The sequence below is a fragment of the Pseudomonas sp. NFR02 genome, assembly GCF_900119375.1.
In the GTDB taxonomy this organism is placed as follows: domain Bacteria; phylum Pseudomonadota; class Gammaproteobacteria; order Pseudomonadales; family Pseudomonadaceae; genus Aquipseudomonas; species Aquipseudomonas paracarnis.
In genome coordinates, this window is sequence record NZ_FPJJ01000008.1 from 207,008 (window position 1) to 231,090 (window position 24,083).

At 61.3% G+C, this 24,083-nt stretch carries 18 protein-coding genes; 11 read left to right on the plus strand and 7 right to left on the minus strand.

The features are described from left to right. Positions 1–145 precede the first annotated feature (145 nt). From BT199_RS22790 to yjiA, 3 genes are all read left to right on the plus strand, one after another. Complete coding sequence (locus tag BT199_RS22790) at positions 146–2,212, plus strand: carbon starvation CstA family protein (protein ID WP_014720014.1); 2,067 nt, start codon at positions 146–148, stop codon at positions 2,210–2,212. A 15-nt stretch (positions 2,213–2,227) separates the two neighbouring features. After that, positions 2,228–2,425 carry a YbdD/YjiX family protein gene (locus tag BT199_RS22795; RefSeq protein WP_003194308.1) on the plus strand — a complete coding sequence of 66 codons (198 nt, stop codon included), beginning with the start codon at positions 2,228–2,230 and terminating at the stop codon, positions 2,423–2,425. Between the two features lie 184 nt (positions 2,426–2,609). Next, entirely contained in the window at positions 2,610–3,566 is a 957-nt protein-coding gene (gene yjiA / locus BT199_RS22805) for a GTPase (RefSeq protein ID WP_014720013.1), read from the plus strand. 188 nt (positions 3,567–3,754) lie between these two features. On the opposite strand, the gene glyA is transcribed toward yjiA, so the two are convergent. Further along, positions 3,755–5,008: a serine hydroxymethyltransferase gene (glyA, locus tag BT199_RS22810; protein WP_003194304.1), complete on the minus strand. Its 1,254-nt coding sequence runs from the start codon at positions 5,006–5,008 to the stop codon at positions 3,755–3,757. A gap of 235 nt (positions 5,009–5,243) precedes the next feature. Then, positions 5,244–9,095 (minus strand): sensor domain-containing protein, encoded by a 3,852-nt coding sequence (locus tag BT199_RS22815; protein ID WP_019818019.1) that lies wholly within the window; start codon positions 9,093–9,095, stop codon positions 5,244–5,246. Positions 9,096–9,380: 285 nt separating this feature from the next. Here BT199_RS22815 and ettA point away from each other — a divergent pair, with 285 nt between their 5' ends. Beyond that, complete coding sequence (gene ettA / locus BT199_RS22820; protein WP_014720011.1) at positions 9,381–11,045, plus strand: energy-dependent translational throttle protein EttA; 1,665 nt, start codon at positions 9,381–9,383, stop codon at positions 11,043–11,045. Between the two features lie 66 nt (positions 11,046–11,111). On the opposite strand, the gene BT199_RS22825 is transcribed toward ettA, so the two are convergent. After that, a complete protein-coding gene (locus BT199_RS22825; protein ID WP_014720010.1) occupies positions 11,112–12,041 on the minus strand; it encodes a LysR family transcriptional regulator in 930 nt (309 codons plus the stop codon). Between the two features lie 95 nt (positions 12,042–12,136). Between BT199_RS22825 and BT199_RS22830 the strand changes: the two genes are divergently transcribed. From BT199_RS22830 to gdhA, 7 genes are all read left to right on the plus strand, one after another. Then, entirely contained in the window at positions 12,137–13,330 is a 1,194-nt protein-coding gene (locus BT199_RS22830) for an MFS transporter (RefSeq protein WP_019818017.1), read from the plus strand. Between the two features lie 34 nt (positions 13,331–13,364). After that, positions 13,365–14,189 (plus strand): hypothetical protein, encoded by an 825-nt coding sequence (locus BT199_RS22835; RefSeq protein ID WP_019818016.1) that lies wholly within the window; start codon positions 13,365–13,367, stop codon positions 14,187–14,189. A gap of 32 nt (positions 14,190–14,221) precedes the next feature. Continuing rightward, complete coding sequence (locus tag BT199_RS22840) at positions 14,222–15,439, plus strand: MFS transporter (protein WP_060768007.1); 1,218 nt, start codon at positions 14,222–14,224, stop codon at positions 15,437–15,439. A 39-nt stretch (positions 15,440–15,478) separates the two neighbouring features. After that, complete coding sequence (locus BT199_RS22845) at positions 15,479–16,708, plus strand: pyridoxal phosphate-dependent aminotransferase (RefSeq protein ID WP_072435511.1); 1,230 nt, start codon at positions 15,479–15,481, stop codon at positions 16,706–16,708. Between the two features lie 24 nt (positions 16,709–16,732). Continuing rightward, complete coding sequence (locus BT199_RS22850; protein ID WP_019818013.1) at positions 16,733–17,578, plus strand: hypothetical protein; 846 nt, start codon at positions 16,733–16,735, stop codon at positions 17,576–17,578. Between the two features lie 48 nt (positions 17,579–17,626). Then, the gene (gene aepX / locus BT199_RS22855) at positions 17,627–18,517 is read left to right on the plus strand and encodes a phosphoenolpyruvate mutase (RefSeq protein ID WP_072435512.1); all 891 of its coding nucleotides are present in this window, start codon (positions 17,627–17,629) and stop codon (positions 18,515–18,517) included. A gap of 346 nt (positions 18,518–18,863) precedes the next feature. Further along, a complete protein-coding gene (gdhA, locus tag BT199_RS22860; protein ID WP_072435513.1) occupies positions 18,864–20,201 on the plus strand; it encodes an NADP-specific glutamate dehydrogenase in 1,338 nt (445 codons plus the stop codon). Here the strand turns inward: gdhA and BT199_RS22865 are convergent. The 4 genes from BT199_RS22865 to BT199_RS22880 all read right to left on the minus strand — a co-directional run bounded on the left by BT199_RS22865 (position 20,198) and on the right by BT199_RS22880 (position 23,856). Continuing rightward, positions 20,198–20,695 (minus strand): GreA/GreB family elongation factor, encoded by a 498-nt coding sequence (locus tag BT199_RS22865; RefSeq protein WP_038451556.1) that lies wholly within the window; start codon positions 20,693–20,695, stop codon positions 20,198–20,200. The two genes, gdhA and BT199_RS22865, sit on opposite strands and share 4 nt — an antisense overlap. A gap of 172 nt (positions 20,696–20,867) precedes the next feature. Continuing rightward, positions 20,868–21,224 (minus strand): hypothetical protein, encoded by a 357-nt coding sequence (locus tag BT199_RS22870; RefSeq protein WP_019818009.1) that lies wholly within the window; start codon positions 21,222–21,224, stop codon positions 20,868–20,870. A 197-nt stretch (positions 21,225–21,421) separates the two neighbouring features. Further along, positions 21,422–23,275 (minus strand): Lnb N-terminal periplasmic domain-containing protein, encoded by a 1,854-nt coding sequence (locus tag BT199_RS22875; protein WP_072435514.1) that lies wholly within the window; start codon positions 23,273–23,275, stop codon positions 21,422–21,424. Positions 23,276–23,367: 92 nt separating this feature from the next. Continuing rightward, a complete protein-coding gene (locus BT199_RS22880; protein WP_003194274.1) occupies positions 23,368–23,856 on the minus strand; it encodes a DUF3015 domain-containing protein in 489 nt (162 codons plus the stop codon). Between the last annotated feature and the right edge of the window lie 227 nt (positions 23,857–24,083).

A 24,083-nucleotide genomic window follows, 5' to 3' on the forward strand; every position in this document is an offset into this window, starting at 1 on the left:
TAGCCCGGGGCCATCAAGGGGCGTTTATTTCGGCTTTTTTTAACGGTTGAAGGCTCTAGACCAACGTAGGGGGCTGGTCTTTAAGGCCAGTAGCGCTAAACTCGGGCTGGCTGTCCTTTCTGTCCACCCTGGCTGGAATATAAAAATGAAAAATAATAATAGCCTGCTACGCCACTTACCCTGGCTGGTGCTGGCAATTGTAGGAGCGTGCGCCCTGGGCGTAGTGGCCTTGCGCCGCGGCGAGGCGATCAACGCCTTGTGGATTGTGGTCGCTGCGGTGGCCATCTACCTGGTTGCGTACCGTTACTACAGTCTGTTCATCGCCAACAACGTGATGCAACTCGATCCCCGGCGGGCAACCCCTGCGGTGGTCAACAACGATGGTCTGGACTATGTGCCGACCAACAAACACATTCTTTTCGGTCACCACTTTGCGGCGATTGCCGGTGCAGGCCCGTTGGTCGGCCCGGTGCTGGCGGCGCAAATGGGCTATCTGCCCGGTACCCTGTGGCTGATTGCCGGGGTGGTGCTGGCCGGTGCGGTGCAAGACTTCATGGTCCTGTTCCTGTCCACCCGTCGCAATGGCCGTTCCCTGGGGGACATGGTTCGCGAAGAGATGGGCCGCATTCCGGGGACCATCGCGCTGTTTGGCTGCTTCCTGATCATGATCATCATCCTCGCGGTGCTGGCGCTGATCGTGGTCAAAGCCCTGGCCGAGAGCCCATGGGGCATCTTCACGGTGATGGCGACCATCCCGATCGCGATGTTCATGGGCATCTACATGCGCTACATCCGCCCGGGCCGCATCGGTGAAATCTCGATCATCGGCGTGCTGTTGCTGCTCGGTTCGATCTGGCTGGGCGGGCAGATTGCCGCTGATCCGGTGTGGGCCAAGGCGTTCACCTTCACCGGTATCCAGATCACCTGGATGCTGATCGGCTACGGTTTCGTGGCCGCTGTGCTGCCGGTGTGGCTGATCCTGGCGCCCCGCGACTACCTGTCGACGTTCCTGAAAATCGGCACCATCATCGCCCTGGCGATTGGCATCCTGATCACCATGCCTGATCTGAAAATGCCGGCACTCACCCAGTTCATCGACGGCACCGGCCCGGTGTGGAAGGGCGGCCTGTTCCCGTTCCTGTTCATCACCATTGCCTGTGGCGCGGTCTCGGGCTTCCATGCGCTGATCTCCTCGGGCACCACGCCCAAGTTGCTCGCCAGTGAGAGCCATGCCCGTTACATCGGTTACGGCGGCATGCTGATGGAGTCGTTCGTGGCCATCATGGCGATGGTTGCCGCCTCGGTGATTGAGCCTGGCGTGTACTTCGCCATGAACAGCCCGGCTGCCATTGTCGGCACCGACGTGGTCACCGTGGCGCAAACTGTCAGCAGTTGGGGCTTTGCCATTACGCCTGAGGCGCTGTCGGCCGTTGCCCACGATATCGGTGAAACCACCATCCTGGCACGTGCCGGGGGCGCGCCGACTCTGGCGGTAGGTATCGCGCAGATCCTGCACAGCGTGCTGCCGGGTGAAAACACCATGGCGTTCTGGTACCACTTTGCGATCCTGTTCGAAGCGCTGTTCATCCTTACGGCAGTGGATGCCGGTACCCGCGCCGGTCGTTTCATGCTGCAAGACCTGCTCGGTTCCTTCGTGCCTGCGCTCAAACGCACCGAGTCCTGGACTGCCAACCTGATTGCTACCGCAGGCTGCGTTGCGATGTGGGGTTACTTGCTGTACCAGGGCGTGATCGACCCGCTGGGTGGCATCAATACCTTGTGGCCGCTGTTCGGTATCTCCAACCAGATGCTGGCCGGTATCGCGCTGATGCTGGCGACCGTTGTGCTGATCAAAATGAAGCGTCAGCGCTACATCTGGGTGACCATGTTGCCGGCTGTCTGGCTGCTGATCTGCACCACCACGGCAGGCTTCATCAAGCTGTTCGACGCCAACCCTGCGATCGGCTTCCTGTCGCTGGCCAAGAAATACAGCGATGCCCTGGCTAACGGCCAGATCCTCGCCCCGGCCAAGAGCATCGACCAGATGCAGCACGTGATCTGGAACGCCTACACCAACGCAACGCTGACGGCGCTGTTCCTGTTCGTGGTGTTCAGCATCCTGTTCTATGCGCTCAAAGTCGGCGTCGCCGCCTGGGGTAACAAAGAACGTACGGATAAAGAAGCCCCGTTCCAGGCTGTACCGGACGCGTAAACGAGGATTGCAAGCATGTTCAATGACATCAGTCGCCTCGGTAAATACCTCGGTCAGGCCGCCCGCCTGATGGTCGGCATGCCCGACTACGACACCTACGTCGAGCATATGCAAACCAAACACCCGGACAAGCCGGTGATGGACTACAAGGCGTTCTTCCGGGAACGCCAGGAAGCCCGTTACGGCGGCAAGGGTGGGCCCAAGTGCTGCTGACCCGGTAACGCGGGCCAATGCAATATCCCTGTGGGAGCAGGGCTTTCTGTGGGAGGTGGCTTGCCTGCGATAGCATCACCTCGGTCTGACGCAAGCACCGAGTTGTCTGCATCGCAGGCAAGCCAGCTCCCACAGGGGCCTTTGCTCCCACATTTGTTTCTGTGTTTCTTCAAGGAGAATCTCTTTGTCCTCTCCCATCCCCGTCACCATCCTCAGTGGCTTTCTCGGCGCCGGCAAGACCACCTTGCTGCGCCACCTGCTCAAAGCCGAGCACGGCTTGAAAATCGCCGTGATCGAAAACGAATTCAGTGACGCCGGTATCGACACCCAACTGCTGGGCGACGAGCCGGTGCAAGTGATGACCCTGTCCAACGGCTGCGTGTGCTGCACCATCCACACCGACCTGACCAAAGCCCTGTACCTGCTGCTGGAACGCCTGGACAGCGGCGAGATCGCCTTCGACCGGCTGGTGATCGAATGCACCGGCCTGGCCGACCCGGCGCCGGTGGCCCAGACGTTCTTCATCGACGAAGAACTGCGCGAGCGTTATATCCTCGACGGCATCATCACCCTGGTGGATGCGGCCCACGCCGAGCATCACCTGACCCAGACCATCGCCCAGGCCCAGATCGGCTTTGCCGACCGCTTGCTGGTGAGCAAACGCGACTTGGTAGACGACGCCAGCTTCGACGCCCTCAGCCAGCGCCTCACCCGCATCAACCGCCGTGCGCCGATTCGCGTAGTGGACCACGGAAAGATTGATTTGGCCGAGCTGCTGGACGTACGTGGCTTCAACCTCAATGCCGGCATGAGCCTGCGCCCGGTGAGTGCAGCGCCTTCGGTGGACCGTATTTCCAGCCTGGTGCTGCGCACCGACCAGCCGCTGGATATCGACCGTCTCAGCGAGTTCATGAACGAACTGCTGGAAGACCATGGCAAGCAACTGCTGCGTTACAAAGGCGTGTTGAACATTGCCGGGGAGGATCGACGCATGGTGTTCCAGGGCGTGCTGAAGCTGTATGGCTTCGACTGGGATACCGAATGGGCCGAGGGCGAGGCGCGGGAGAGTGTGATCGTGTTTATTGCCGATGAGCTGCCCGAAGACAAGATTCGCCAAGGCTTTGAGCGGGTCTACCAATAACCCGGGCTTGTAATGCAAACAAATGTGGGAGCTGGCTTGCCTGCGATAGCGGTTTTCAGTCAGCCCATCAGTGACTGACCCACCGCCATCGCAGGCAAGCCAGCTCCCACACTTGACCCTGTTTCAAATTGAAATCGGCATAAAAAAGCCCGGCTCATGAGCCGGGCTTCTTATTCACGCAACTGCCATCAAGCGCCGTATACCGGCAGCTTCTTGCAGATGGCCTTGACCTTCTCACGTACCGCGTCGATCACGGCTTCGTTGTTCAGGTCTGCCAGGATGTCGCAGATCCAGCCCGCCAGTTCCTTGCACTCGGCTTCCTTGAAGCCGCGGGTGGTCACTGCCGGGGTGCCGAAGCGCAGGCCGGAGGTGACGAACGGCGAACGTGGGTCGTTCGGCACGGAGTTCTTGTTCACGGTGATGAAGGCTTTGCCCAGGGCAGCATCAGCATCTTTACCAGAAATGTCCTGCTTGATCAGCGACAGCAGGAACAGGTGGTTTTCAGTACCGCCGGACACCACGTCAAAACCGCGCTCGATGAACACGCTGGCCATGGTCTTGGCGTTCTTGACCACTTGTTGCTGGTAGGTCTTGAACTCAGGCTGCAGTGCTTCCTTGAAGCAGATCGCCTTGGCCGCGATCACGTGCTCCAGCGGGCCGCCTTGGGCGCCCGGGAAAACGGCGGAGTTGAGCTTCTTCTCGATCTCGGCGTTGGCACGCGCCAGGATCAGGCCGCCACGTGGACCGCGCAGGGTCTTGTGGGTCGTGGTGGTGACCACGTCAGCGTAAGGCACTGGGTTGGGGTAAACGCCCGCAGCCACCAGACCGGCCACGTGGGCCATGTCGACGAACAGGTAGGCACCGACCTTGTCGGCGATTTCACGGAAGCGTGGGAAGTCCAGGATCTGCGAGTAGGCAGAGAAACCGGCCACGATCATTTTTGGCTTGTGCTCAACCGCTAGGCGCTCGACTTCGTCGTAGTCGATCAGGCCGTTGGCATCGATACCGTACTGAACGGCGTTGTACAGCTTGCCGGAGGACGAAACCGTGGCGCCGTGGGTCAGGTGACCGCCGTGGGCCAGGCTCATGCCCAGGATGGTGTCGCCGCCTTGCAGCAGGGCCAGGTACACGGCGCTGTTGGCTTGGGAACCGGCGTGTGGTTGGACGTTGGCGTAATCGGCGCCGAACAGCTCTTTTGCACGGTCGATGGCCAACTGCTCAACCACGTCGACGTACTCGCAACCACCGTAGTAGCGCTTGCCTGGGTAGCCTTCGGCGTACTTGTTGGTCAGAACCGAACCTTGAGCCTCCATCACCGCAGGGCTGGTGTAGTTTTCCGAAGCGATCAGCTCAATGTGCTCTTCCTGGCGCACGGCTTCTTGCTCCATGGCGGCGAAGAGATCGGCGTCGTACTTGGCAATAGTCAAATCACGGCTGAACATGGCGGTCCTCAAGGATCGGGGGCAGAAAAGGAGGGCATTCTAACCCAATGGGTTTTAGATGGCATATGAAAGGACATCATGTCGCGGACAAGTGGTTTTCACTCAGCCCCTGATCGTTCCCACGCTCTGCGTGGGAATGCATCCCGTGGCGCTCTGCGTCACATTTAAAAGCGGACGCAGAGCGTCCAGAATTGCGTTCCCACGCGGAGCGTGGGAACGATCAGGGACGGCACTTTCAGTCAAACATGAACAGCGCATCATTACTGAACTGCACCTCAAACCGATTCGCCGGCATTGGCCGCCCGAACAGGTAACCCTGCACCTCATCACAGCCATGCTCACGCAGGAAGTCTAGCTGCTCATGGGTTTCCACCCCTTCGGCAATCACCGCCAGGTTCAGGCTGTGGGCCATGGCAATGATCGCCCGGGCAATCTGTGCGTCCTGCTCACCCGAGGGCAGGCCGTCGACGAAGGTGCGGTCGATCTTCAGCACATCGATGGGGAATTGCTTGAGGTAGTTGAGCGACGAATAGCCGGTGCCAAAGTCATCCACCGCGATGCTCAGGCCCAGGTTTTTCAGGCTGGCGAGGATCTGCAGGGCTTCGTTGACTTCACGCATCAGGATACTTTCGGTCAGTTCCAGCTCCAGGCACGCCGGTGGCAGGCCGGTGTCCTTGAGGATAGTGGCGATGCGCGTGCCCAACTGGCCGTCGGAGAACTGCCGCGCCGAGATGTTCACTGAGACTTTCGGCACGCGCACCTTGTTCTGGTGCCAGGTCTTGAGCTGGCGGCAGGCTTCGCCGATTACCCAGTCGCCCACATCCACCACCAGTCCGAGCTCTTCCAGCACTGGGATAAAGTCCCCGGGCGGTACCAGGCCACGGCGCGGGTGGCGCCAGCGCAGCAGGGCTTCGGCGCCGGTCAGGCGTTTGCCGTCGCCGCTGAATTGCGGCTGGTAATAGAGCACGAATTCGTTCTGGTCCAAGGCGTGGCGCAGGTCGCTTTCCAGTTCCAGGCGCTCCAGGGCGCTGGCGTTCATGTCGGCCTGGTAGAACTGGAAGTTGTTCTTGCCGCGCTCTTTAGCGTGATACATCGCCGTGTCGGCGTTTTTCATCAATTGGCTCAGCTCGTTGCCGTCTTGCGGGCTCAGGGCGATGCCGATGCTGGCGGTCACGAAGAATTCGCGGCCCTCCAGCACAAAAGGTTTGACCAGGCTGGCGAGGATCTGCTCGGCCACATGAATGGCGCGGTTCAGCGCCATGTCGCGGCTGACCCGTGGTTGCAGGAGCAAGGTGAATTCGTCGCCGCCCATGCGCGCCACGGTGTCGTCCTCGGCCACGCAGCCGAGCAGGCGCGTGGCCATTTCCTTGAGCATCCGGTCGCCGGCCGCGTGGCCGAGGGAGTCGTTGATCGGCTTGAAGCGGTCAAGGTCGAGGAACATCAGCACCACCCACGACTTCTGCCGTTCGGCGGACTGCAACGCGGTGTGCAGGCGGTCCTGGAACAGGGTGCGGTTGGGCAGGTGGGTCAGGGCGTCGTAGTAGGCCAGGCGGTGGATGCGCTGCTCACTGGCCTTGCGCTCGCTGATATCGCTGAAGAAACACACGTAACTGGCCAGGTCGCCTTCGTCGTCGAACACCGCGGTAATGCCCACCCAGGCCGGGTAATGCTCGCCATTGAGACGCTTGAGCCACACCTCGCCTTCCCAGGTGCTGTGCTGGTGCAATTGCTTGAGCACATAACGCAGATGGGCTTCCTGCTGCTCATCGACGGTGAGCATATTGGGCAACTGGTCGAGCACATCGCTCACCGCATAGCCGCTGACCCGGCTGAACGCCTCGTTGGCTTGCACGATATAACCGGCCGGGTCGGTGATCAGGATCGCCGAGGTGGAATGCTCGAATACCGTGGCCGCCATGCGCAGGTCTTTTTCGGCGCGGCGTTGCTGGCTGATATCGCGGCCCACGCCGAGGATGCCTTCAAACGCGCCATGTTCATCCCACACCAGCACCAGGCGCAGTTCTATCGGCACCTTGCGCCCGTCGGCGCGCAGGCAGTCGAACAGAAACAGTTGGGTCTGCAGTTCATCGCGCAAGGTGTTCAAGGCGTCGGGGTTGCCGAGGGCGCGGCTGACCTGTTCCATCAGGCTATAAATGCCGGTCAACTGCTGAGGGTTGGCAACGATCGACTGCCAGCCGTTCTTGAACACCCAGTCCACGTCATAGCCCAGGACGGTGTTGACCGAGGGGCTGATGTAGTTGAGGGCCAGTTGGCTGTCGGTGGAGCAGATCACGTCGCTGATGCTTTCGGCCAGCATCCGGTAGCGCTGTTCACTGTCGCGCAGCGATTCACTGGCCTCGATCTGGTCGGTAATGTCCTTGGCCACGCCGATGATCCGGGTGACCACCGTAGACGTATCGCGGGCCAGGGCCTGTTCGCGGATATCGAAGCGGCGCCACTGGTTATTGCGGTGACGAAAGCGCAGTTGGCAGTGCAATTGGGTCGTATAGCCGACCTGGCGTTGTTGTTGGCGCGCGTCATGGTAGTGCTCGGCGTCTTCGGGGTGCAGCAGGATTTCCCAGAAGTACTCACCCATTTGCTGCAACTCGGCTTTGTTGTAGCCCAGGGTGTGACCCAAATGATGGTTGCTGAAAATCATGCGCTGGCTGATCACGTCTTGCACATACAGGTGGTCGGGCACGGTGCGCACCACATCCGACCAGAAGCTTTCACGCTCCACCAGCGACAACTCGATCAGCTTGCGGCTGGTGATGTCGCTGATGCTGAGAATCACGGCCTTGACGTCATCCTGCTGCTCGGGCAAACGCATCACCAGCCACAGGTACTGTTCGTTGCCGGCTACGTCGTTGAGCTGGATTTCCAGCTCCAGCTGTTTTTGCCGGGTCAGTACGGCTTCCAGCACCTGATAGCCGATGGACGTGGCATTGCGCGGGCAGTCATCGATCAGGCGTTCCCACGCCTGCTCGCAGGACGCGACGTTGAGCAGGCGCACGGCCATCTGGTTGACCTCGGTGACGCGCAACTCCTTGAGCAGTTGCTTGCGCTCCGTGGGGTTGGCCTGCAACCAGGCGTGCAACTGCTCACGGCTTTGCACCTGGGTCTTGTTGCAAAACGCCTTGAGCCCCGACAGGTCCAACACGCACAACGCGACGCCGGTGCCTTCGAAGATGTCCTGGTAGCGTCGCCGGCCTTCATTCACCTGGCGTTGGCGGCGGCGCATGTTGAGCAGCACGATCACCGGGATTAGCGAGAACGCCAGGCCCAGCAGGCACTTGCCGATAAAGGCGGGCAGTAGTTGCTCCAATACCGCGCTGCGGTCAAACATGCCGCGCAGTTGCCAATCGCTTTTGCTCAACGGCGTGACCAGCACGCTGCGGTTCAATTCTTCCGGTGTCAGGGCGCCGGACCACTGCGCCGGCATGCCGCTGTCACGGCTGACCACACGATGGTTCAGGCTGTTCTCGATTGCCCACATCGGGCGCTGGCCCTGGACATCCTGGCGTGTGAGGTTGGCCAGATAATTGGGCGCCAGGCGCAAGGCCCAGTACACCTTGGAGCCACCGCTGGGTTGGTGCAGCAACAGATAGATGACCGTGCCGTCATTATCATTGCTCAGGTAGTAGGACTGGGCGTGACTGCGCTTGACCAGGTCTTCGAGCAGGGCACTGTCTTGGCTGCCTTCGGCAGTGTCGCTGATCAGTGCGCCGCTGGGGGCGAGCAGGGCGAAGCTGCGCAGGTCCGGTAATGAGCGCTGCAGCGTGCGCATCAGGGCCTGCTGCTGTTCGGCATTGCGCGGCGGCTCGACAATCGGCAACAGGTTCAGGGCGATCTGTGCGCTCAGGGCCATGTTTTGGCTGATCTGCTCGGCCAGGTCGGCGCTGTAGTCGATGGTGTATTGCTGTTGGTTTTTCTGGTTTTGCTGCAATTGGTCCAGCAGTTGCCAGAACAACAGGGCGAGCAACAGCAGGACAAGCGTCGCCAACGCGCCTTTCAAGGTGCCGTGCAGGGGCGCTCCCGGCGCAATATGAGCGGCGCGCAAGGGCGTGGGCGGCGTGACGTTGGACAAACTGTGATCCTGCGGTTTGGCTGGACTGGCGCGCGACGTGCACTATAAGCCGGACGCCCGAAGGGCGGCTAGCATGCCTTGAGTTGTGGCAAAGTGCCAGTCCTGCCTGGCTGGACTGCCCCAGCGCATTCAGGTAGCTTTGCCGGTTACGCGGGGGCGTTCCAGCCCCAGACATTCAGGCTTTTTTTGCTCGCTGGCATTGATGATAGTCAAAGGCCCGCGCGGCGCATGGCCTGGCACGGGCTTCGTCCGCTTAATTCATCAGTCACTGACGCTAGGTTCACCATGGCTCAATACGTCTTCACCATGCATCGGCTGGGAAAAGTTGTTCCGCCGAAGCGGGAAATCCTGAAAAACATTTCGCTGTCCTTCTTCCCAGGCGCCAAGATCGGCGTGCTCGGCCTCAACGGTTCGGGTAAGTCCACCCTGCTGAAAATCATGGCGGGCGTCGACACCGAGTTCGAAGGCGAAGCCCGTCCGATGCCGGACCTGAACATCGGTTACCTGCCGCAAGAGCCGATCCTGGACCCGACCAAGACCGTGCGTGAAGTGGTCGAAGAAGCCGTCAGCGTGATCAAGGACGCCCAGGCCCGCCTCGATGAGGTGTACGCCGCCTACGCTGAACCGGATGCCGACTTCGACAAGCTGGCCGCCGAACAGGCCAAGCTTGAAGCGATCCTGCAGGCGGGCGATGGCCACAACCTGGAGCGCCAACTGGAAGTCGCCGCCGATGCGCTGCGCCTGCCAGCCTGGGACGCCAAGGTCGAGCACCTGTCCGGTGGTGAAAAGCGTCGTGTGGCCCTATGCCGCCTGCTGCTGTCGGCCCCTGACATGCTGCTGCTCGACGAACCGACCAACCACCTGGACGCCGATTCCGTCGCCTGGCTGGAGCATTTCCTCCACGATTTCCCGGGCACCGTGGTTGCGATCACGCACGACCGTTACTTCCTGGACAACGTCGCCGGCTGGATCCTCGAACTCGACCGCGGCGCCGGTATCCCTTACGAGGGCAACTACTCCGGTTGGCTGGAAGCCAAGTCCGACCGTCTGGCCGCCGAATCCAAGCAGCAATCGGCCCACGAAAAAGCCATGAAGGAAGAACTGGAGTGGGTGCGCAAAGGCGCCAAGGCCCGCCAGTCCAAATCCAAGGCCCGTCTGCAACGCTTTGAAGAAATGCAGTCGCAGGAATTCCAGAAGCGCAGCGAAACCAACGAGATCTACATCCCGGCCGGTCCGCGCCTGGGTGACAAGGTCATCGAGTTCAAGAACGTGACCAAAGGCTACGGCGACCGCGTGCTGATCGACAACCTGTCGTTCGCCATGCCAAAAGGCGCGATCGTCGGCGTCATCGGCGGTAACGGTGCGGGTAAATCCACCCTGTTCCGCATGCTGATGGGCAAGGAAACCCCGGACTCCGGCAGCATCGAGATCGGTGACACCGTGCAACTGGCCTGTGTGGACCAGAGCCGCGACGACCTCGACGGCAGCAAGACTGTGTTCCAGCAGATCTCCGACGGTTCCGACCAGATCCGTATCGGCAACTATGAAATCCCGTCGCGCACCTACGTCGGCCGTTTCAACTTCAAGGGCGGCGACCAGCAGAAGTTCGTCAAGGACCTGTCCGGTGGTGAGCGCGGTCGCTTGCACCTCGCCCTGACCCTGAAAGAGGGCGGCAACGTCTTGCTGCTCGACGAACCGTCCAACGACCTCGACGTTGAAACCCTACGTTCCCTGGAAGAAGCCCTGCTGGACTTCCCGGGCGCCGCCATTGTGATCTCTCACGATCGGTGGTTCCTTGACCGCGTCGCGACCCACATCCTGGCGTACGAAGATGACTCCCAGGCGGTGTTCTTCGAAGGCAACTACACCGAGTACGAAGCCGACCGTAAGAAGCGCTTGGGTGAGGCCGCTGCCCAGCCGCACCGTGTGCGTCACAAAAAGCTGGCCTGATGCTGCAATAGCCGCAACAGCCTGTTGAAAAAATACCCCTCACGCAGGGGTATTTTTTTGCCCGCGTTATGCCGGAAGCGTCGTGGGCGCCAGCGTTGGGCGGCTGCGCAGCAATTCTTCGACCACCCCCATAAACGCCTCGACCAACAATGAGCGTGACGGTGAGCGCGTGAGTATCAGCAGGTGTACCCAGGCTTCGGGGTCTGCCAAGGGGCGGTAGACCACGCCTTCCCTGGCCAGGGTGCGGGTGCACTGGGGCACGAGCGAGACACCTTGGCCTGCCGCCACCAGGGCGATGATCGAGGTGATCTGGCGCCCCGCAGGGCCCGGGCGCAGCGCCAGGCCGCGGCGTTGATACAGGTGCTCGATGGAGCCGTTGAGGCCCGAACCGTAGTCGCTGGGGAACAGAATCAACGGGTACTCACTGAGCTGGGCGAGGGTGACTTCGTCCTGGTCCGCCAGCGGGTTGTCGCTGCAAAGCGCCGCCACCAACGGTTCTTGCCCCAAGGACAAAGCCTCGACGCCGGTTTGCCCGGCCTCCGGCAGCAGGCGGCTCATGCCGACGTCGATGCGCCCGTCCAGTACGTGCGTGTGCAGGCTGCCGGAAGCGCTCTCCACCAGGGTCAGTTGCACATCGGGAAAACGCTGGGCGAAGGCTTGCAGGGTTTGGCTGAAGAGTTCCGACAACGCGATCGAGCTGGCATAGCCTACGACCAGTTGGCCGGTCGAGCCGGCAGCCAGCTTGGCGGCGATGTCTTGTGCAAGCCTGGCGTGCTCCAGCGCTGCGCGGGCATACGGCAAAAAGTGCTGGCCTTGGGCGGTCAGTGTGACCGTGCGACTGGTGCGGTCGAACAGGCGAAAGCCAAGCTCGGTTTCCAGGGCCGAAATCTGCCGCGTCAGGGGCGGCTGGGCAAGGTGCAGGCGCTGGGCTGCGCGGCCGAAGTGCAGCTCTTCGGCGACCGTCAGGAAGTACCGTAACTTGCGTAGATCAAGCATGCTGTTTCCTGGGTATTGATCGGTCCGAATTCGGTATTGGTGTTCCCTGCGCTGGGTATTCTATAAACATCCTCGACTATAAGACGAGAGGCCACATGAACCCGCGCATGCATCACGCCCGCTTCGCCGTGTTCCTGTGTGGCTGTGCGGCGTTTCTGAATCTTTATGCGACACAGAGCATCCTGCCTGCGTTTGCCGAAAGCTTCCAGGTGAGTGCCCGACAGGCAGGGTGGAGCATCACGGTGACCACGTTGGCCGTGGCGGTGACCGCGCCGTTTGTCGGGCGCCTGACCGGCCGTTTCGAGCAGCGCACGGTGATTGCCGTGGCCGCGTTGCTGCTGGCGCTGCCGACGCTGCTGACGGCCTATGTGGACAGTTTTGCCGAGCTGCTGGTGTGGCGTTTTGTCGAAGGGATGTTGATTCCCGTGGTGTTCGCCACCAGCGTGGCTTATATCGGTGATCGCTGGCGTGCGGCCACGGTCACCGAGATCACCAGTTTGTACGTCGCGGGGACGGTGCTCGGTGGGTTTGCCGGGCGCTTTGTTTCGGGTGTCATGACCCAATATGTGGGCTGGCGCGAAGCCTTCGAACTGTTGGCGGTGATCAGCCTGCTGGTCGGCCTGCTGATTGTGTGGCTGTTGCCGGCCAATCCGGTGGCGCGGCCCGGCGTTGCGGCCGTGGGCATGCACGGGGTGCGCCGGCTCCTGCGCAAACCCTTGCTGGCGGCCTATGGCGTCGGTTTCTGCGTGCTGTTCTCCCAAGTCGCAACCTTTACCTATGCCGGGCTGTATCTCAGCCAGGCCCCGTTCAACCTGGGCGCTGCAGCCTTGGGCACTTTGTATGCGGTGTTCCTGCTGGCGCTGGTGGTCATTCCTGTTGCGGGGCGCTTGAGCAAATCGCGACCACAATCGCAGTTACTGACCGGCGCTGTGGCGCTCGGCATCTGTGGCTCGGCGCTGACATTGTTGCCGTCCCTGTGGCTGATCGTGCTGGGGCTGGCCCTGAGCTCCACCGGCGTATTCCTGGCACAGGCATCCGCCAATGCGTATATCGCCACCACGGCGGGCCCGGACAAGTCCGGCGCCGTGGGGCTGTACCTGACCGGTTATTACCTGGGTGGCAGCGCCGGCGCCGTGGCCCCGGCCATGCTCTGGAATCAATGGGGCTGGCCGGGCTGCGTGGCGTTGGTCGCAGGTTTTCAGCTGTTGTCGCTGGCGATTGCCCTGCTGGGCTGGAAACCGGTAAAGCCCCAGGCCCTGATCGCCGGACAGCGCGGCAAACCAGCCTGATTTTTCATCCAATAAAGGACTATGAGAGGTGAACATGACTAACACCGTGATCAAGCGCAGCCAGTTGTTGAAGCTCATCGAACCGGTATTGAACGACATGCCGGCCGGTGCCTTGCGTCACGCGCTGTTCGAAGCCTTCTGGGCTCAGGAAGACGCGCTGGTGGATATCGAAGACGCTTTTGCGCGACTCACCTCGCGTCGGCATTCGCCGGCGGTACTGCGCAAGTTCTTCGCCAGTTGGTCCAAGACCAATAATTCGGCAGCCAGTGTGTCCGGCCTGGCCAACCGCATTACCTTGCTGGCGCGCTCCGATGAAGGCTCCGCCGCCGCGGCGCAGTTGTACCGCGCCTGCGGCAGCCTGCAACGCATCACCGATGAAGATCTGGGCGCGTTGGGCAACACCTTGCACGCAGACCTGTTCTACACCATGGCCACCGCGCTGTGCGGCGATGACCAGTGGATATTGAAGGACAATTGCCTGCCCTCGGCACAGGCGTTCAAGGACTGGACCGACACCCGCCGCCTGCGAGATCGCGACCTGTTGCAGGGGCTACTGACCACGTTGATCCACGAGGTGTACACCCATGGCGAAGTGGAATTCATCCACCCGTTGTACTCGCAGTGGTTCGTGCGGGACATGGGCGTGCCGCCGGAGAAATCCCGTGCGACGGTGGCCTGGGTCACGGTGCACACCGGCGGTACTGAGAGCAACCATTTCGCCCATGCGGTGGCGGCGGTGAATGAGTTCACCACTGCCATGCAGATTGAAGTGGACCCCGCCACGGCACGCGACATTTTCGCCCAATACCTGCAGCGTAAAGCCAGTGTGATGAGCGACTGTGCGCAGTTGCTGGGTTAACCCGGCGTTTTGCCTGAGAGCCTCTGACCCAGATGAACACCCTGAAGCAGACCGCAACGCCATCGTTGTCGCCGCCTGACCCGGTCAGCGTGCGTCGCCGCGCTCTGGTGGCCGGCTGCGGCGCGCATGCCGTGCACGACGGGCTGACCGATGTGATTTATGTGCTGTTGCCGATCTGGCAAGCGCAGTTCGGCCTCAGCTACGCCCAGATCGGCCTGTTGCGTGGTGCTTACGCGGGCATGATGGCCGGTTTTCAGTTACTGGCCAGCCGGGCTGCCGCGCGCTGGGGGCGTGAACGCTTGCTGGTAGGTGGCACGGCGTTGGCGGGCCTGGCCTACCTGCTGGCCGGCCAGGCCGGTGGGCTGGGCGTGTTGTTATTGGCGCTGCTGCTGGGCGGGCTCGGCGCGAGTACGCAGCACCCGCTGGCCTCGTCGTTGATCACCGATACGCACGAGGCCGGCGGGGGCGTCAAACAAGCGCTGTCGCAGTACAACTTCAGCGGCGATATCGGCAAGACCCTGATCCCGGGGCTGATCGGCCTGTTGCTGGCGGTCATCAGTTGGCGCGCCAGTGTCACCCTGCTGGGTGTACTCGGGCTGCTGGCGGCAGGCCTGTTGTGGTGGCTGATCCCGGCACGCACCGAGGCGACGGCGGCGCCGCTGAAAGCCACCCGTACGGGCGACGGCGCCGGCTCCGCGAGCGGCCTGCGTGCGCTGATCGTGACCGGCACGCTGGACAGCGCCGTGCGCATGGGTTTCCTCACGTTTCTGCCGTTTTTGCTCAAGGCCAAGGGCGCCGGGCCTGCGGGCATCGGCCTGGCGCTGACCATGCTGTTCGTGGGGGGCGCCTTCGGCAAATTGTTGTGCGGTTACCTCGGTGCGCGCATCGGCATGATGAAAACGGTATGGGCCACGGAGTTCACCACGGCTGTGCTGATTGTCATGGCGGTGTACTTGCCCTACGCCGGCTTGATGGTGATGTTGCCGCTGCTGGGGCTGGCGCTGAACGGCACGTCGTCGGTGCTGTACGGCGCAGTCCCGGACCTGGCAGGGCCGGGCAGGCGCGACCAGGCGTTCGCCGTGTTCTACACCGGCACCATCGGTGGCGGCGCCTTGGCGCCGGTGCTGTTCGGCAGCCTTGGGGATGCCACCGGTGTGCCCATGGCCGTCCTGTTGCTGGCCGCCACCCTGTTGCTGACCTTGCCGCTGTCCTGGCGGGTTCAGCAAGGGCTGGAGGCCCAAGCCCGGTAGGGCGAACGAACGTTCCAACGTGTTCTGGCAGGTATAACAATGAATAACAGTGAACCGTCTGCCGTGTCATTGCCGTTGTCCCAGCGTGCGCAACGTCTCAGCGCACCCGGCACGTCCAGCATGCGCAGTAAAGCCAATGCCTTGAAAGAAGCCGGCGTCAACGTGGTCAACTTTGCCGCGGGCGAATTGTCCTTCGATGCCTGCCCGATCATGAAAGCCGCCGCGGCCGATGCGCTCGCCACTGCCCGCAACCGCTACACGCCGCCCATCGGCCTGCCCCAGCTTCGCCACGCGCTGGCGCAGCAGGTCACTCAGCGCTGCGGGGTGAATTACGCCGCCGATGAAATAGCGGTGACCGCTGGTGCCAAGCAGGCGCTGTACAACGCCGCGATGGTGCTGCTCAATCCGGGGGATGAAGTCATCGTCGCGGTGCCGTACTGGGAAACCTTCCCCACCCAGATCCAACTGGCCGGTGGCGTTCCCGTCTATGTCGACACGGCTGCGGATGACTATCGCCTCACCTGCGCAGCGGTCCAGAAGGCCCTGACCCCGCGCACCCGGATGATTGTGATCAACACCCCGAACAATCCGACGGGCACGGTTTATCAGCGCGAAGAACTGCTGGGTATTGCCCGGCTCGCCTTCGCACACAGGCTTTGGGTGGTGTTCGACGAGTGTTACCGCAAACTGGTGCGCGCGCCCCATGAACATCACAACATCGTGTCGCTGTTTGCGCCGCTCAAACATCAGACGGTACTGGTCGATTCGTTTTCCAAGAGCCACGCGGTCACCGGCTGGCGGGTAGGGTATGCGTGTGCGCCCGCCCCAGTCATCGCCGCCATGCACAACCTGCAAGGGCATACGACGTCCAACCCCAGCAGCCTGTCCCAATATGCCGCGCTCGGCAGCCTGATGGCGGACGCGCCGCACTTTACCCGCCAGATCAATGCCTTCCTCGACCAGCAATTGCTCGCGGCCTGCACCTGCCTGGGGCATGTCGACGGCATTCGGTGCGCCCCGCCGGAAGGGGCGTTCTATCTGTTTATCGATGTGTCCCGCAAGTTGGGGGGGCGCTACCTGGGCACCGTTATTCGTGACGTCGACCACTTGGCCGATCTGTTATTGACCGAGGCCCATATCGCGGTAGTGCCCGGCTCTGGCTGTGGCGACGAAAACAGCATCCGCATCTCCTACGCCGTTGAGCGTGAAGCGCTGATTGAGGGCCTCACACGCTTCGCTCGTTTCATGTCAGAAATCGTTGTGCATTAACCCCACCTTAAAAGGATATGAGCCGTGGAAAATCTGAGCCGCCAATTGATCGGGTACGTGAATCAGGCGCTGGTGGATGTCGAGGATGGACATCTGGCCCAAGCCCTGCTCAGCGGTTTCAACAGTCAAACCGCCGCGCTGGACACGTACTGCGAGACCTATGTCGACATGACCTCCAGTAATTGGAGCGAGTCGTCACTGTGTACGTTCTTCTGTGGCTGGCGTAGCCCGGACGGCGCCGCCCATGCCGTCTCGAGCGTCATCGTGCGCATCCTCCAGGAGTCGGCATCGTTGACGGATGACGCCCGGTTGAAAATGCTCGAAGCGGCGGCCCATTGTGGGGAGATCATTGTCGAGGACATCGGGCTGGGTGAAATGCATGGGCATCCGCACCATTCCAAGCTGTATTACCGCATGGCTTCGGCCATTTGCGGCTCCGATGATTGGCGCCTGCAAGACAAATTCCTCAACCCGATTACCAAAGAGTTCTCCGGTTGGGTGGGGGAAAAACGCCCATTGGCGCCGCAACTCATCGAAGCGCTGGAAATGATGGCCATGACGGAGTTGTTCAATACCGGCGAATACAACCTGATGACCCCGCTATGGAAGCAGTGGTTGCGCGATGTACGGGGCTACAGCGCCGGTGAGGCCAGCCGCGTCGCAAGTTTTCTCAGCGTGCATTGCGGCAGCGTGGAAGCACGCCACTTCAAGCATGCCGCTGAGGCGTTGCGGCTGTATGCCAGCGCCACCGGGCAGGCCGTGGATTACGCGCGTATCGCACGGCTCTCCAGGGAGTACGTGGCCAGGGCCTGCGAACATCTGCAAAAGATGGCGTCGGTGCTCAAGTGCGAACAGCCCGCCTGGGATTGAGGCTGTTCGATAACCCTTGTTGTGCCGCTGATAAGGAGCCTGAACCCTATGATGGATACCGAAGCGCGCCGACGCCCTCTGTCGGCGCTGTTGGATAGCAACCGTTGCCTGCGTGTACTCGAAGCCCATAGCCCGATATCGGCGTTGCTCGCGCAGCGCGCCAGGCTGGAAATCAGCCCAGGGCATACGGTGGGGTACGACGCCATCTGGTCGAGTTCGCTGACCGACTCGACCCAGCGCGGGTTACCCGACATCGAAATTCTTTCGCCCAGTAACCGATTGCCGGGGATTCGCGAAATCTTCGATGTGTGCTCGCTGCCGCTGATATTCGATGCCGATACCGGCGGCAAGGCCGAACATTTCGCGATTCATATCAAGATGCTGGAGCGCGCGGGCGTCTCGGCGGTGGTGATCGAAGACAAGTGCGGCCTGAAGAAGAATTCACTCTTGGGCATTGAGGTCGACCAGGCGCAGGAGTCCATCGAGGCCTTTTGCGCCAAACTCCAGGCCGGCTGTGCGAGTCGCACCGGCTCAGGGCTGATGATGATTGCCCGGTGTGAAAGCTTGATTCTGAATCGCGGCATGGAAGAGGCGATGGCGCGGTGCCTGGCGTATGTCGAGGCGGGGGCGGATGGCATCATGATCCACAGCCGCAAGCAGGATGGCCTGGAAATTCTGGAATTCGCCCGGCAGTTTCGCCTGCAGCGGCCCAGGGTACCGCTGATTTGTGTGCCGACCAGCTATGTTCACCTGAAGTTCGAGGTGCTGGAGCGAGCAGGTTTCAACGCGGTGATTTATGCCAATCACATGTTGCGCAGTGCCTACCTGGCCATGCGCGATACTGCCGTCGGCATACTCGCCAATGGCAGGACGCTGGAACTGGAGCCACGTTGCCTGGGCATCGACGAGATACTCGACCTGGTGCCCGGTACGCGCTAGAGACATGCGCGGGTCTGTGGGCAAATGCTGTGCGGGCTTGCTCGCGAAAGCGGTGGGTCAGTCGCTGCATCTGTAACTGCACCGCCGCTATCGCAGGCAAGCCAGCTCCCACATGACCGGTGTACTCGATCCAATGTGGGAGCTGGCTTGCCTGCGATAACGGCCTACCTGTTGGTGCAAAACTCAGAGTGAAATCCCCATTTAAGGGCAAAAAAAGGCAGTTATTTATACTTATTGCACCATTTAATTTCACAAAGGCGACATTTTGCCCTGTCGCGGTGCGAAACGAATTGATAAAGTCCGGCTCAATCTCCGTTTAACAACAATCAATTTGCCGAGACTGTTCATGACCGAATCCGTCGATTCCTTCCTTGCCCGCCTCAAGAAACGCGACCCGGACCAACCGGAATTCCACCAGGCTGTAGAAGAAGTCCTGCGCAGCCTGTGGTCCTTTCTTGAAGCCAACCCGCACTATCTGACCTCGGGCATCCTAGAGCGCATCTGCGAGCCGGAGCGCGCGATCACGTTCCGGGTGTCGTGGGTGGATGACCACGGCAAGGTCCAGGTCAATCGCGGTTTCCGTATCCAGATGAACAGCGCCATTGGGCCCTACAAAGGTGGCTTGCGCTTCCACCCTTCGGTCAACCTGGGTGTGCTGAAATTCCTCGCCTTCGAACAGACCTTCAAGAACTCCCTGACCTCGCTGCCCATGGGCGGCGGCAAAGGCGGCTCGGACTTCGACCCCAAGGGCAAGAGCGACGCCGAAGTGATGCGCTTCTGCCAGGCGTTCATGAGCGAGCTGTACCGCCATATCGGTGCGGACGTGGACGTACCGGCCGGTGATATCGGTGTGGGCGCACGGGAAATCGGCTTCCTGTTCGGCCAGTACAAACGCCTGAGTAACCAATTCACCTCAGTGCTGACCGGCAAGGGCATGACCTACGGCGGCAGCTTGATCCGTCCGGAAGCCACCGGTTTCGGCTGTGTGTATTTCGCCGAGGAAATGCTCAAGCGCCAAGGCCAGCGCGTCGAAGGCAAGCGTGTGGCCGTGTCCGGCTCCGGTAACGTGGCGCAGTACGCGGCGCGCAAGGTCATGGACCTGGGCGGCAAGGTGATTTCCCTGTCGGACTCCGAAGGCACACTGTACGCCGAAAGCGGGTTGACCGAAGAACAATGGTCGGCCCTGCTGGAACTGAAAAACGTACAGCGCGGGCGTATCAGTGAGCTGGCCACACGTTTCGGCCTGGAGTTCCGCAAAGGCCAGGCGCCTTGGGAACTAGCGTGCGATATCGCGCTGCCTTGCGCCACCCAGAACGAACTCGATGCCGACGCTGCGCGTACCTTGCTGCGCAACGGCTGCCTCTGCGTGGCCGAAGGCGCGAACATGCCGACCACGTTGGAGGCTGTGGATATCTTCATCGACGCGGGCATCCTGTTTGCGCCGGGCAAGGCGTCCAACGCAGGGGGCGTGGCGGTGAGCGGCCTGGAAATGTCGCAGAACGCCATGCGCCTGCTGTGGACCGCCGGGGAGGTGGACAGCAAGCTGCACAACATCATGCAGTCGATCCACCATGCCTGCGTGCATTACGGTGAAGAAAACGGCCGTATCAACTACGTCAAGGGCGCCAACATCGCAGGCTTCGTGAAAGTGGCTGACGCGATGCTGGCCCAAGGCATCGTTTAAATCTCGGGTTCGACGCGTAACACTTCGATCAACTGATCGCCGACGGGGCGCTGCCACAGCACCTCGTCGCCCACCTGGGCGCCCAACAAAGCACGGCCCAGGGGCGAGCCCCAGTTGATCAAGCCTGCGTTGGCATCGGCCTGGTCTTCACCGACCAACTGGATGCGCTGCTGTTCGTCCTGCTCGTTGGCGAACGTGACCCAACTGCCGATCTGCACCTTGTCGGTGGACGTGGCCGGCGCGACTACCTGGGCACTCTGCACTCGTTGGTTGAAGTAGCGCAGGTCCCGCTCAAGATCCGCCTGGCGCTGTTTATCGGCCTGCTCACCCTTGGCGGCTTCGTCGCTGTGCTCCCCTTGCAACTGTGCCACCCTGGCCTGCAATTGCGCCAACCCTTGCGCGGTCAGGCGGTTAGGTTGCGCGCTGACCTGGCGCTCCACCGGCTGATCAGCCTGGTCCGCCGCGTTATCTTCATTTACAAAAGCTCGGCTCATGGCGTTCTCCTTCCTATGGAAGTTGGGCCACGTTCGCTGCCTGATCGTTCCCACCGGCGCTGATCGTTCCCACGCTCCGCGTGGGAATGCATCCTGTGACGCTCCGCGTCACGACCTCGCGAGCGGACGCGGAGCGTCCAGGGCGGCATTCCCACGCGGAGCGTGGGAACGATCAGCGTGAGCGATAGGCTTTGGCGGCGTCACGATCTTTTTCCTGCTGCCAATCGCGCTCGCGGTCGTCCCTGCGGTTTTCCTCGTAATCGCGCAGTTCCTGGCTCTCGCGCATGGCCTTGCACTGACGAAACCCATCTTCCCAACCTTCGGCGTATGGCCGGTCTTTCAGATAGCGCGGCACATTCTTGCGAAACGCCCCGGTAATCACCCCAGCGGCCTGGCGACCGCTGCTGCAACCGTCGTCGAAGCCATCGGCGAAGGCGGGTGGGTAACCTTTGGCCAGCAATTCCTGATGGGTTGACTGGCAACCCGACAACCCCACCACCGCGCACAGCATGACCGCATACCGCCACATGGCGTACTCCCTGGCCGTTTTACGGCTGATAAGGGAAGTCTAGAAGGGGATTTGTTGGGGCGGTGTGAAAGGCAGGTCAGAAAGTTGTGGGCCGAGTATAAAACCTGTGGGAGCTGGCTTGCCTGCGATGGCGGTGCGTCAGTCACTTAAACCTTGGCTGATATACCGTATATCGCGAGCAAACCCGCACTCATTAATCAGTAGTGGTACCACTTCAGCTCAAGCATCACTTCATTCACTGGCGTGGACAGGTGGCTGTACTCACGCTGGGCACTCAGGCGCAGGCCCAGGTTGCGCGACAGTTCCCATTGCTGGTTGAGGCTGATGCTGCGCCGCACTTCGCCATTGGTGAAGAAATCCCCCTTGGCTTCCAGGCTCAGATTGCCCAACGGGTTTTTCCACAGCACGCCGGTGTTGAACCCTGCCGCCGGGGAGATGGCTTCGCTGAAGTCGTTGTTGTGCTCCACGCGCACGGTGCCGAGGGCGAAGCCGAGCATGTCGTCGGAGAGTTGCCAGGTGCCACCGGCGCCGCCGTTGACGTGGGCGACCAGGGTTTCGTCGTCGTGTTTGCCCGGCACCCGCTCCAGGCCGCCGGTGACTTGCCACGACCAAGGTTGCAGCAGCGCATTGCGTGGCGTCAGCGAGCGGATGGTGGCCAGGTCCAGTTGCTGGAGCTGCCAGTGATTGCCCTCGTACTGGCGCAATTTCATTTGCAGGATTTCGATCTGCGCGCCCAAGGGGAAGCCTTCGGCATTGTCGTTGAGGTCGTGGTAGGCCATGCGCAGGCCGTATTCACCGAAGGCTTTGTCGCCACGGGTGCCGATGCCGGCTTGCCAGGTGCGCGATTCGTGGCCGTTTTCCGGCAGGCCAGGCGGGGTGATTTTCAGGTCTGGTGCCGGGTTCTGGTTGATCGCGCGCAGCAGTTCGAAGCTGCGCTGGGAGCGTGTCGCGTCGCGCTCCAGGCCATTGGCGCGGTAGCGGCCCAGGCGGTAAGCAGCATCCACGATCAGTGCCTGGCGCTCGCGGGGCAGTGCTTTGAATGCCGGTTCCTGCAGTTGCTTTTGGTCGTCGCTGATTTTCAGCACCCACTGTTGCTCATCGCTATCGAGTGGCTTGGCGCGTTCCAGCAGTTCACGTTCACGGGAGGGGCGATAGTCGATCTTCTCCACCAGCCCTGCATCTTTTACCGCTTTGACCGTGTCGGTAGGGATCGCGGTGAGTGGGAATTGCTCAGTCAAACGCAGGCCAGGGCGGGCCACTTGCAGCAGTTCGAGCAGACGATAGGAGCAGTTTTCGTCGAAGAAGAAGTAATCGAACTGGATCTGCTTGAGCTCCCACACGTGCTCGACCATACGCTTGGTCTCGACCTCGGTGAGGTTCAGGCGGTATTCCCACAAATCGCGGTTTTCGAGGCTGCGGTATTCGGAGAGTTTCTCCTGATAGGGCACCAGGGCGAACAGGCCCGGATAACCGCCCATCAAGCCCTTCCAGGCATAGAGGATGCTGTTGTCGGAGCCTTCGATATAGGCACCGAAGTTGATCGCATAGCTGAGCAGCGCGGTGTTGTTGCTTTGCACGTCGGCCTGGTCGATGCGCAGCAGGGTGTGGCCGAACATCGACGATGGGCTGTTGAGGTAGGCCGCCGGGAAGATCATCACCGCACTATGGGGCGCGACGTCCTTGAACCACTGAGTGAACTCTTTGCACTCTAGGGCGGGCAGGTCGTTCAGTTGCAACTGCGCCTTGAGCCAGCGGGTGCGTGCGGGGTAGACGCATTGGGCGTGCTTTTCACCCAGGCTGGCCGGTGCATACAGCGCATCAACGGTGGCCTTGAGTTCGGCGTCCGGATGGTGTGCGCCATCGGGAGCGATGAAGAATTTCTTGTCGCTGACATAGCTGCGCCAGCCACTGATCTTGCCGGCTTCGTAGTGCCCCAGCGACAGCCAGAACGGATCATTGGCCAGTTGCTGCAAACGTTGATCGTCGAGGTGCGGTGCCGCATGCAGCGGGGCGCAGGCGAAGAAAGCCAGGCAAGCGAGGCGTTTGAGCATGGGGGCTACTTAAGTCGGACGGAAAAAAAGACCCAAGGTGGGCGGGTCGAAAAAATAAAACCCGCGCCTCGAAAGGCGCGGGCAGGTCGAGCTTAAGCCTGGGTTGCGTATTTCGCCAGACGGGCATCGCTTTTCAGTACAGCAATGGTGTTGTTGTGCACGTCGTCAGCGGTCACGTCAGCCTTGCTGAAGATCTGCTGGAAGTGCTCGTGGGTCACGGCCGCGAAGTGATCGCGATCTTCCGGCGCAACACCCAGTACCACCGCGTAGGTGGTCAGCGCTTCGCCGTTGCCTTTGGCCATGTCTTCGGACAGCTCGTTCATCATGCCATTCATGGCAATCCAGGACTTGCCGCCGTAGGTCAGGGCGCTGTTGGTGCTGCAACCGTTGGTGCCCGAGGTCATGCCGAAGGTGGCGTTACCCGAAGTACCGTTGGTGGTGGAGGCGAGGAAGTGGGCCGGAGTACCGCGCTGGCCTTCGAACAACATGTTGCCCCAACCGCAGTTCGGGCCACCTGGTGCTTCTGCCATTGCATTGAGGGAGACGACGGTGAAGAGAGTACCAAGAAGGATCCGTTTCATAGCTTTGTTCTCTTTGTGTGCAAACCAATGGACAAGGGTTCAGGTGCTCAACGCACCCTAGGGGCCAGTTATTAGTCCAACCCGCGCAGTTTGGAGTTTAGGCACGTTCCCAGGGTTCCGTGTTTTTTTATAAACATTCAGTGACGGGTGATTTTTTTGCAGGACGCGTGCGGTGGCTATGCTTTCCCGAAAGCGCGCCTTGCCAGAGCGCTCAACCGGGAGCCAGA

Coding starts and splice junctions, on each gene's coding strand:
- BT199_RS22840 (WP_060768007.1), top strand. CDS start 14,222: ATGAACACCCTGAAGCAGACCGCAACGCCATCGTTGTCGCCGCCTGAC.
- BT199_RS22835 (WP_019818016.1), top strand. CDS start 13,365: ATGACTAACACCGTGATCAAGCGCAGCCAGTTGTTGAAGCTCATCGAA.
- BT199_RS22830 (WP_019818017.1), top strand. CDS start 12,137: ATGAACCCGCGCATGCATCACGCCCGCTTCGCCGTGTTCCTGTGTGGC.
- BT199_RS22845 (WP_072435511.1), top strand. CDS start 15,479: ATGAATAACAGTGAACCGTCTGCCGTGTCATTGCCGTTGTCCCAGCGT.
- BT199_RS22795 (WP_003194308.1), top strand. CDS start 2,228: ATGTTCAATGACATCAGTCGCCTCGGTAAATACCTCGGTCAGGCCGCC.
- BT199_RS22825 (WP_014720010.1), bottom strand. CDS start 12,041: ATGCTTGATCTACGCAAGTTACGGTACTTCCTGACGGTCGCCGAAGAG.
- BT199_RS22880 (WP_003194274.1), bottom strand. CDS start 23,856: ATGAAACGGATCCTTCTTGGTACTCTCTTCACCGTCGTCTCCCTCAAT.
- gdhA (WP_072435513.1), top strand. CDS start 18,864: ATGACCGAATCCGTCGATTCCTTCCTTGCCCGCCTCAAGAAACGCGAC.
- BT199_RS22790 (WP_014720014.1), top strand. CDS start 146: ATGAAAAATAATAATAGCCTGCTACGCCACTTACCCTGGCTGGTGCTG.
- aepX (WP_072435512.1), top strand. CDS start 17,627: ATGATGGATACCGAAGCGCGCCGACGCCCTCTGTCGGCGCTGTTGGAT.
- BT199_RS22870 (WP_019818009.1), bottom strand. CDS start 21,224: ATGTGGCGGTATGCGGTCATGCTGTGCGCGGTGGTGGGGTTGTCGGGT.
- glyA (WP_003194304.1), bottom strand. CDS start 5,008: ATGTTCAGCCGTGATTTGACTATTGCCAAGTACGACGCCGATCTCTTC.
- ettA (WP_014720011.1), top strand. CDS start 9,381: ATGGCTCAATACGTCTTCACCATGCATCGGCTGGGAAAAGTTGTTCCG.
- BT199_RS22875 (WP_072435514.1), bottom strand. CDS start 23,275: ATGCTCAAACGCCTCGCTTGCCTGGCTTTCTTCGCCTGCGCCCCGCTG.
- BT199_RS22865 (WP_038451556.1), bottom strand. CDS start 20,695: ATGAGCCGAGCTTTTGTAAATGAAGATAACGCGGCGGACCAGGCTGAT.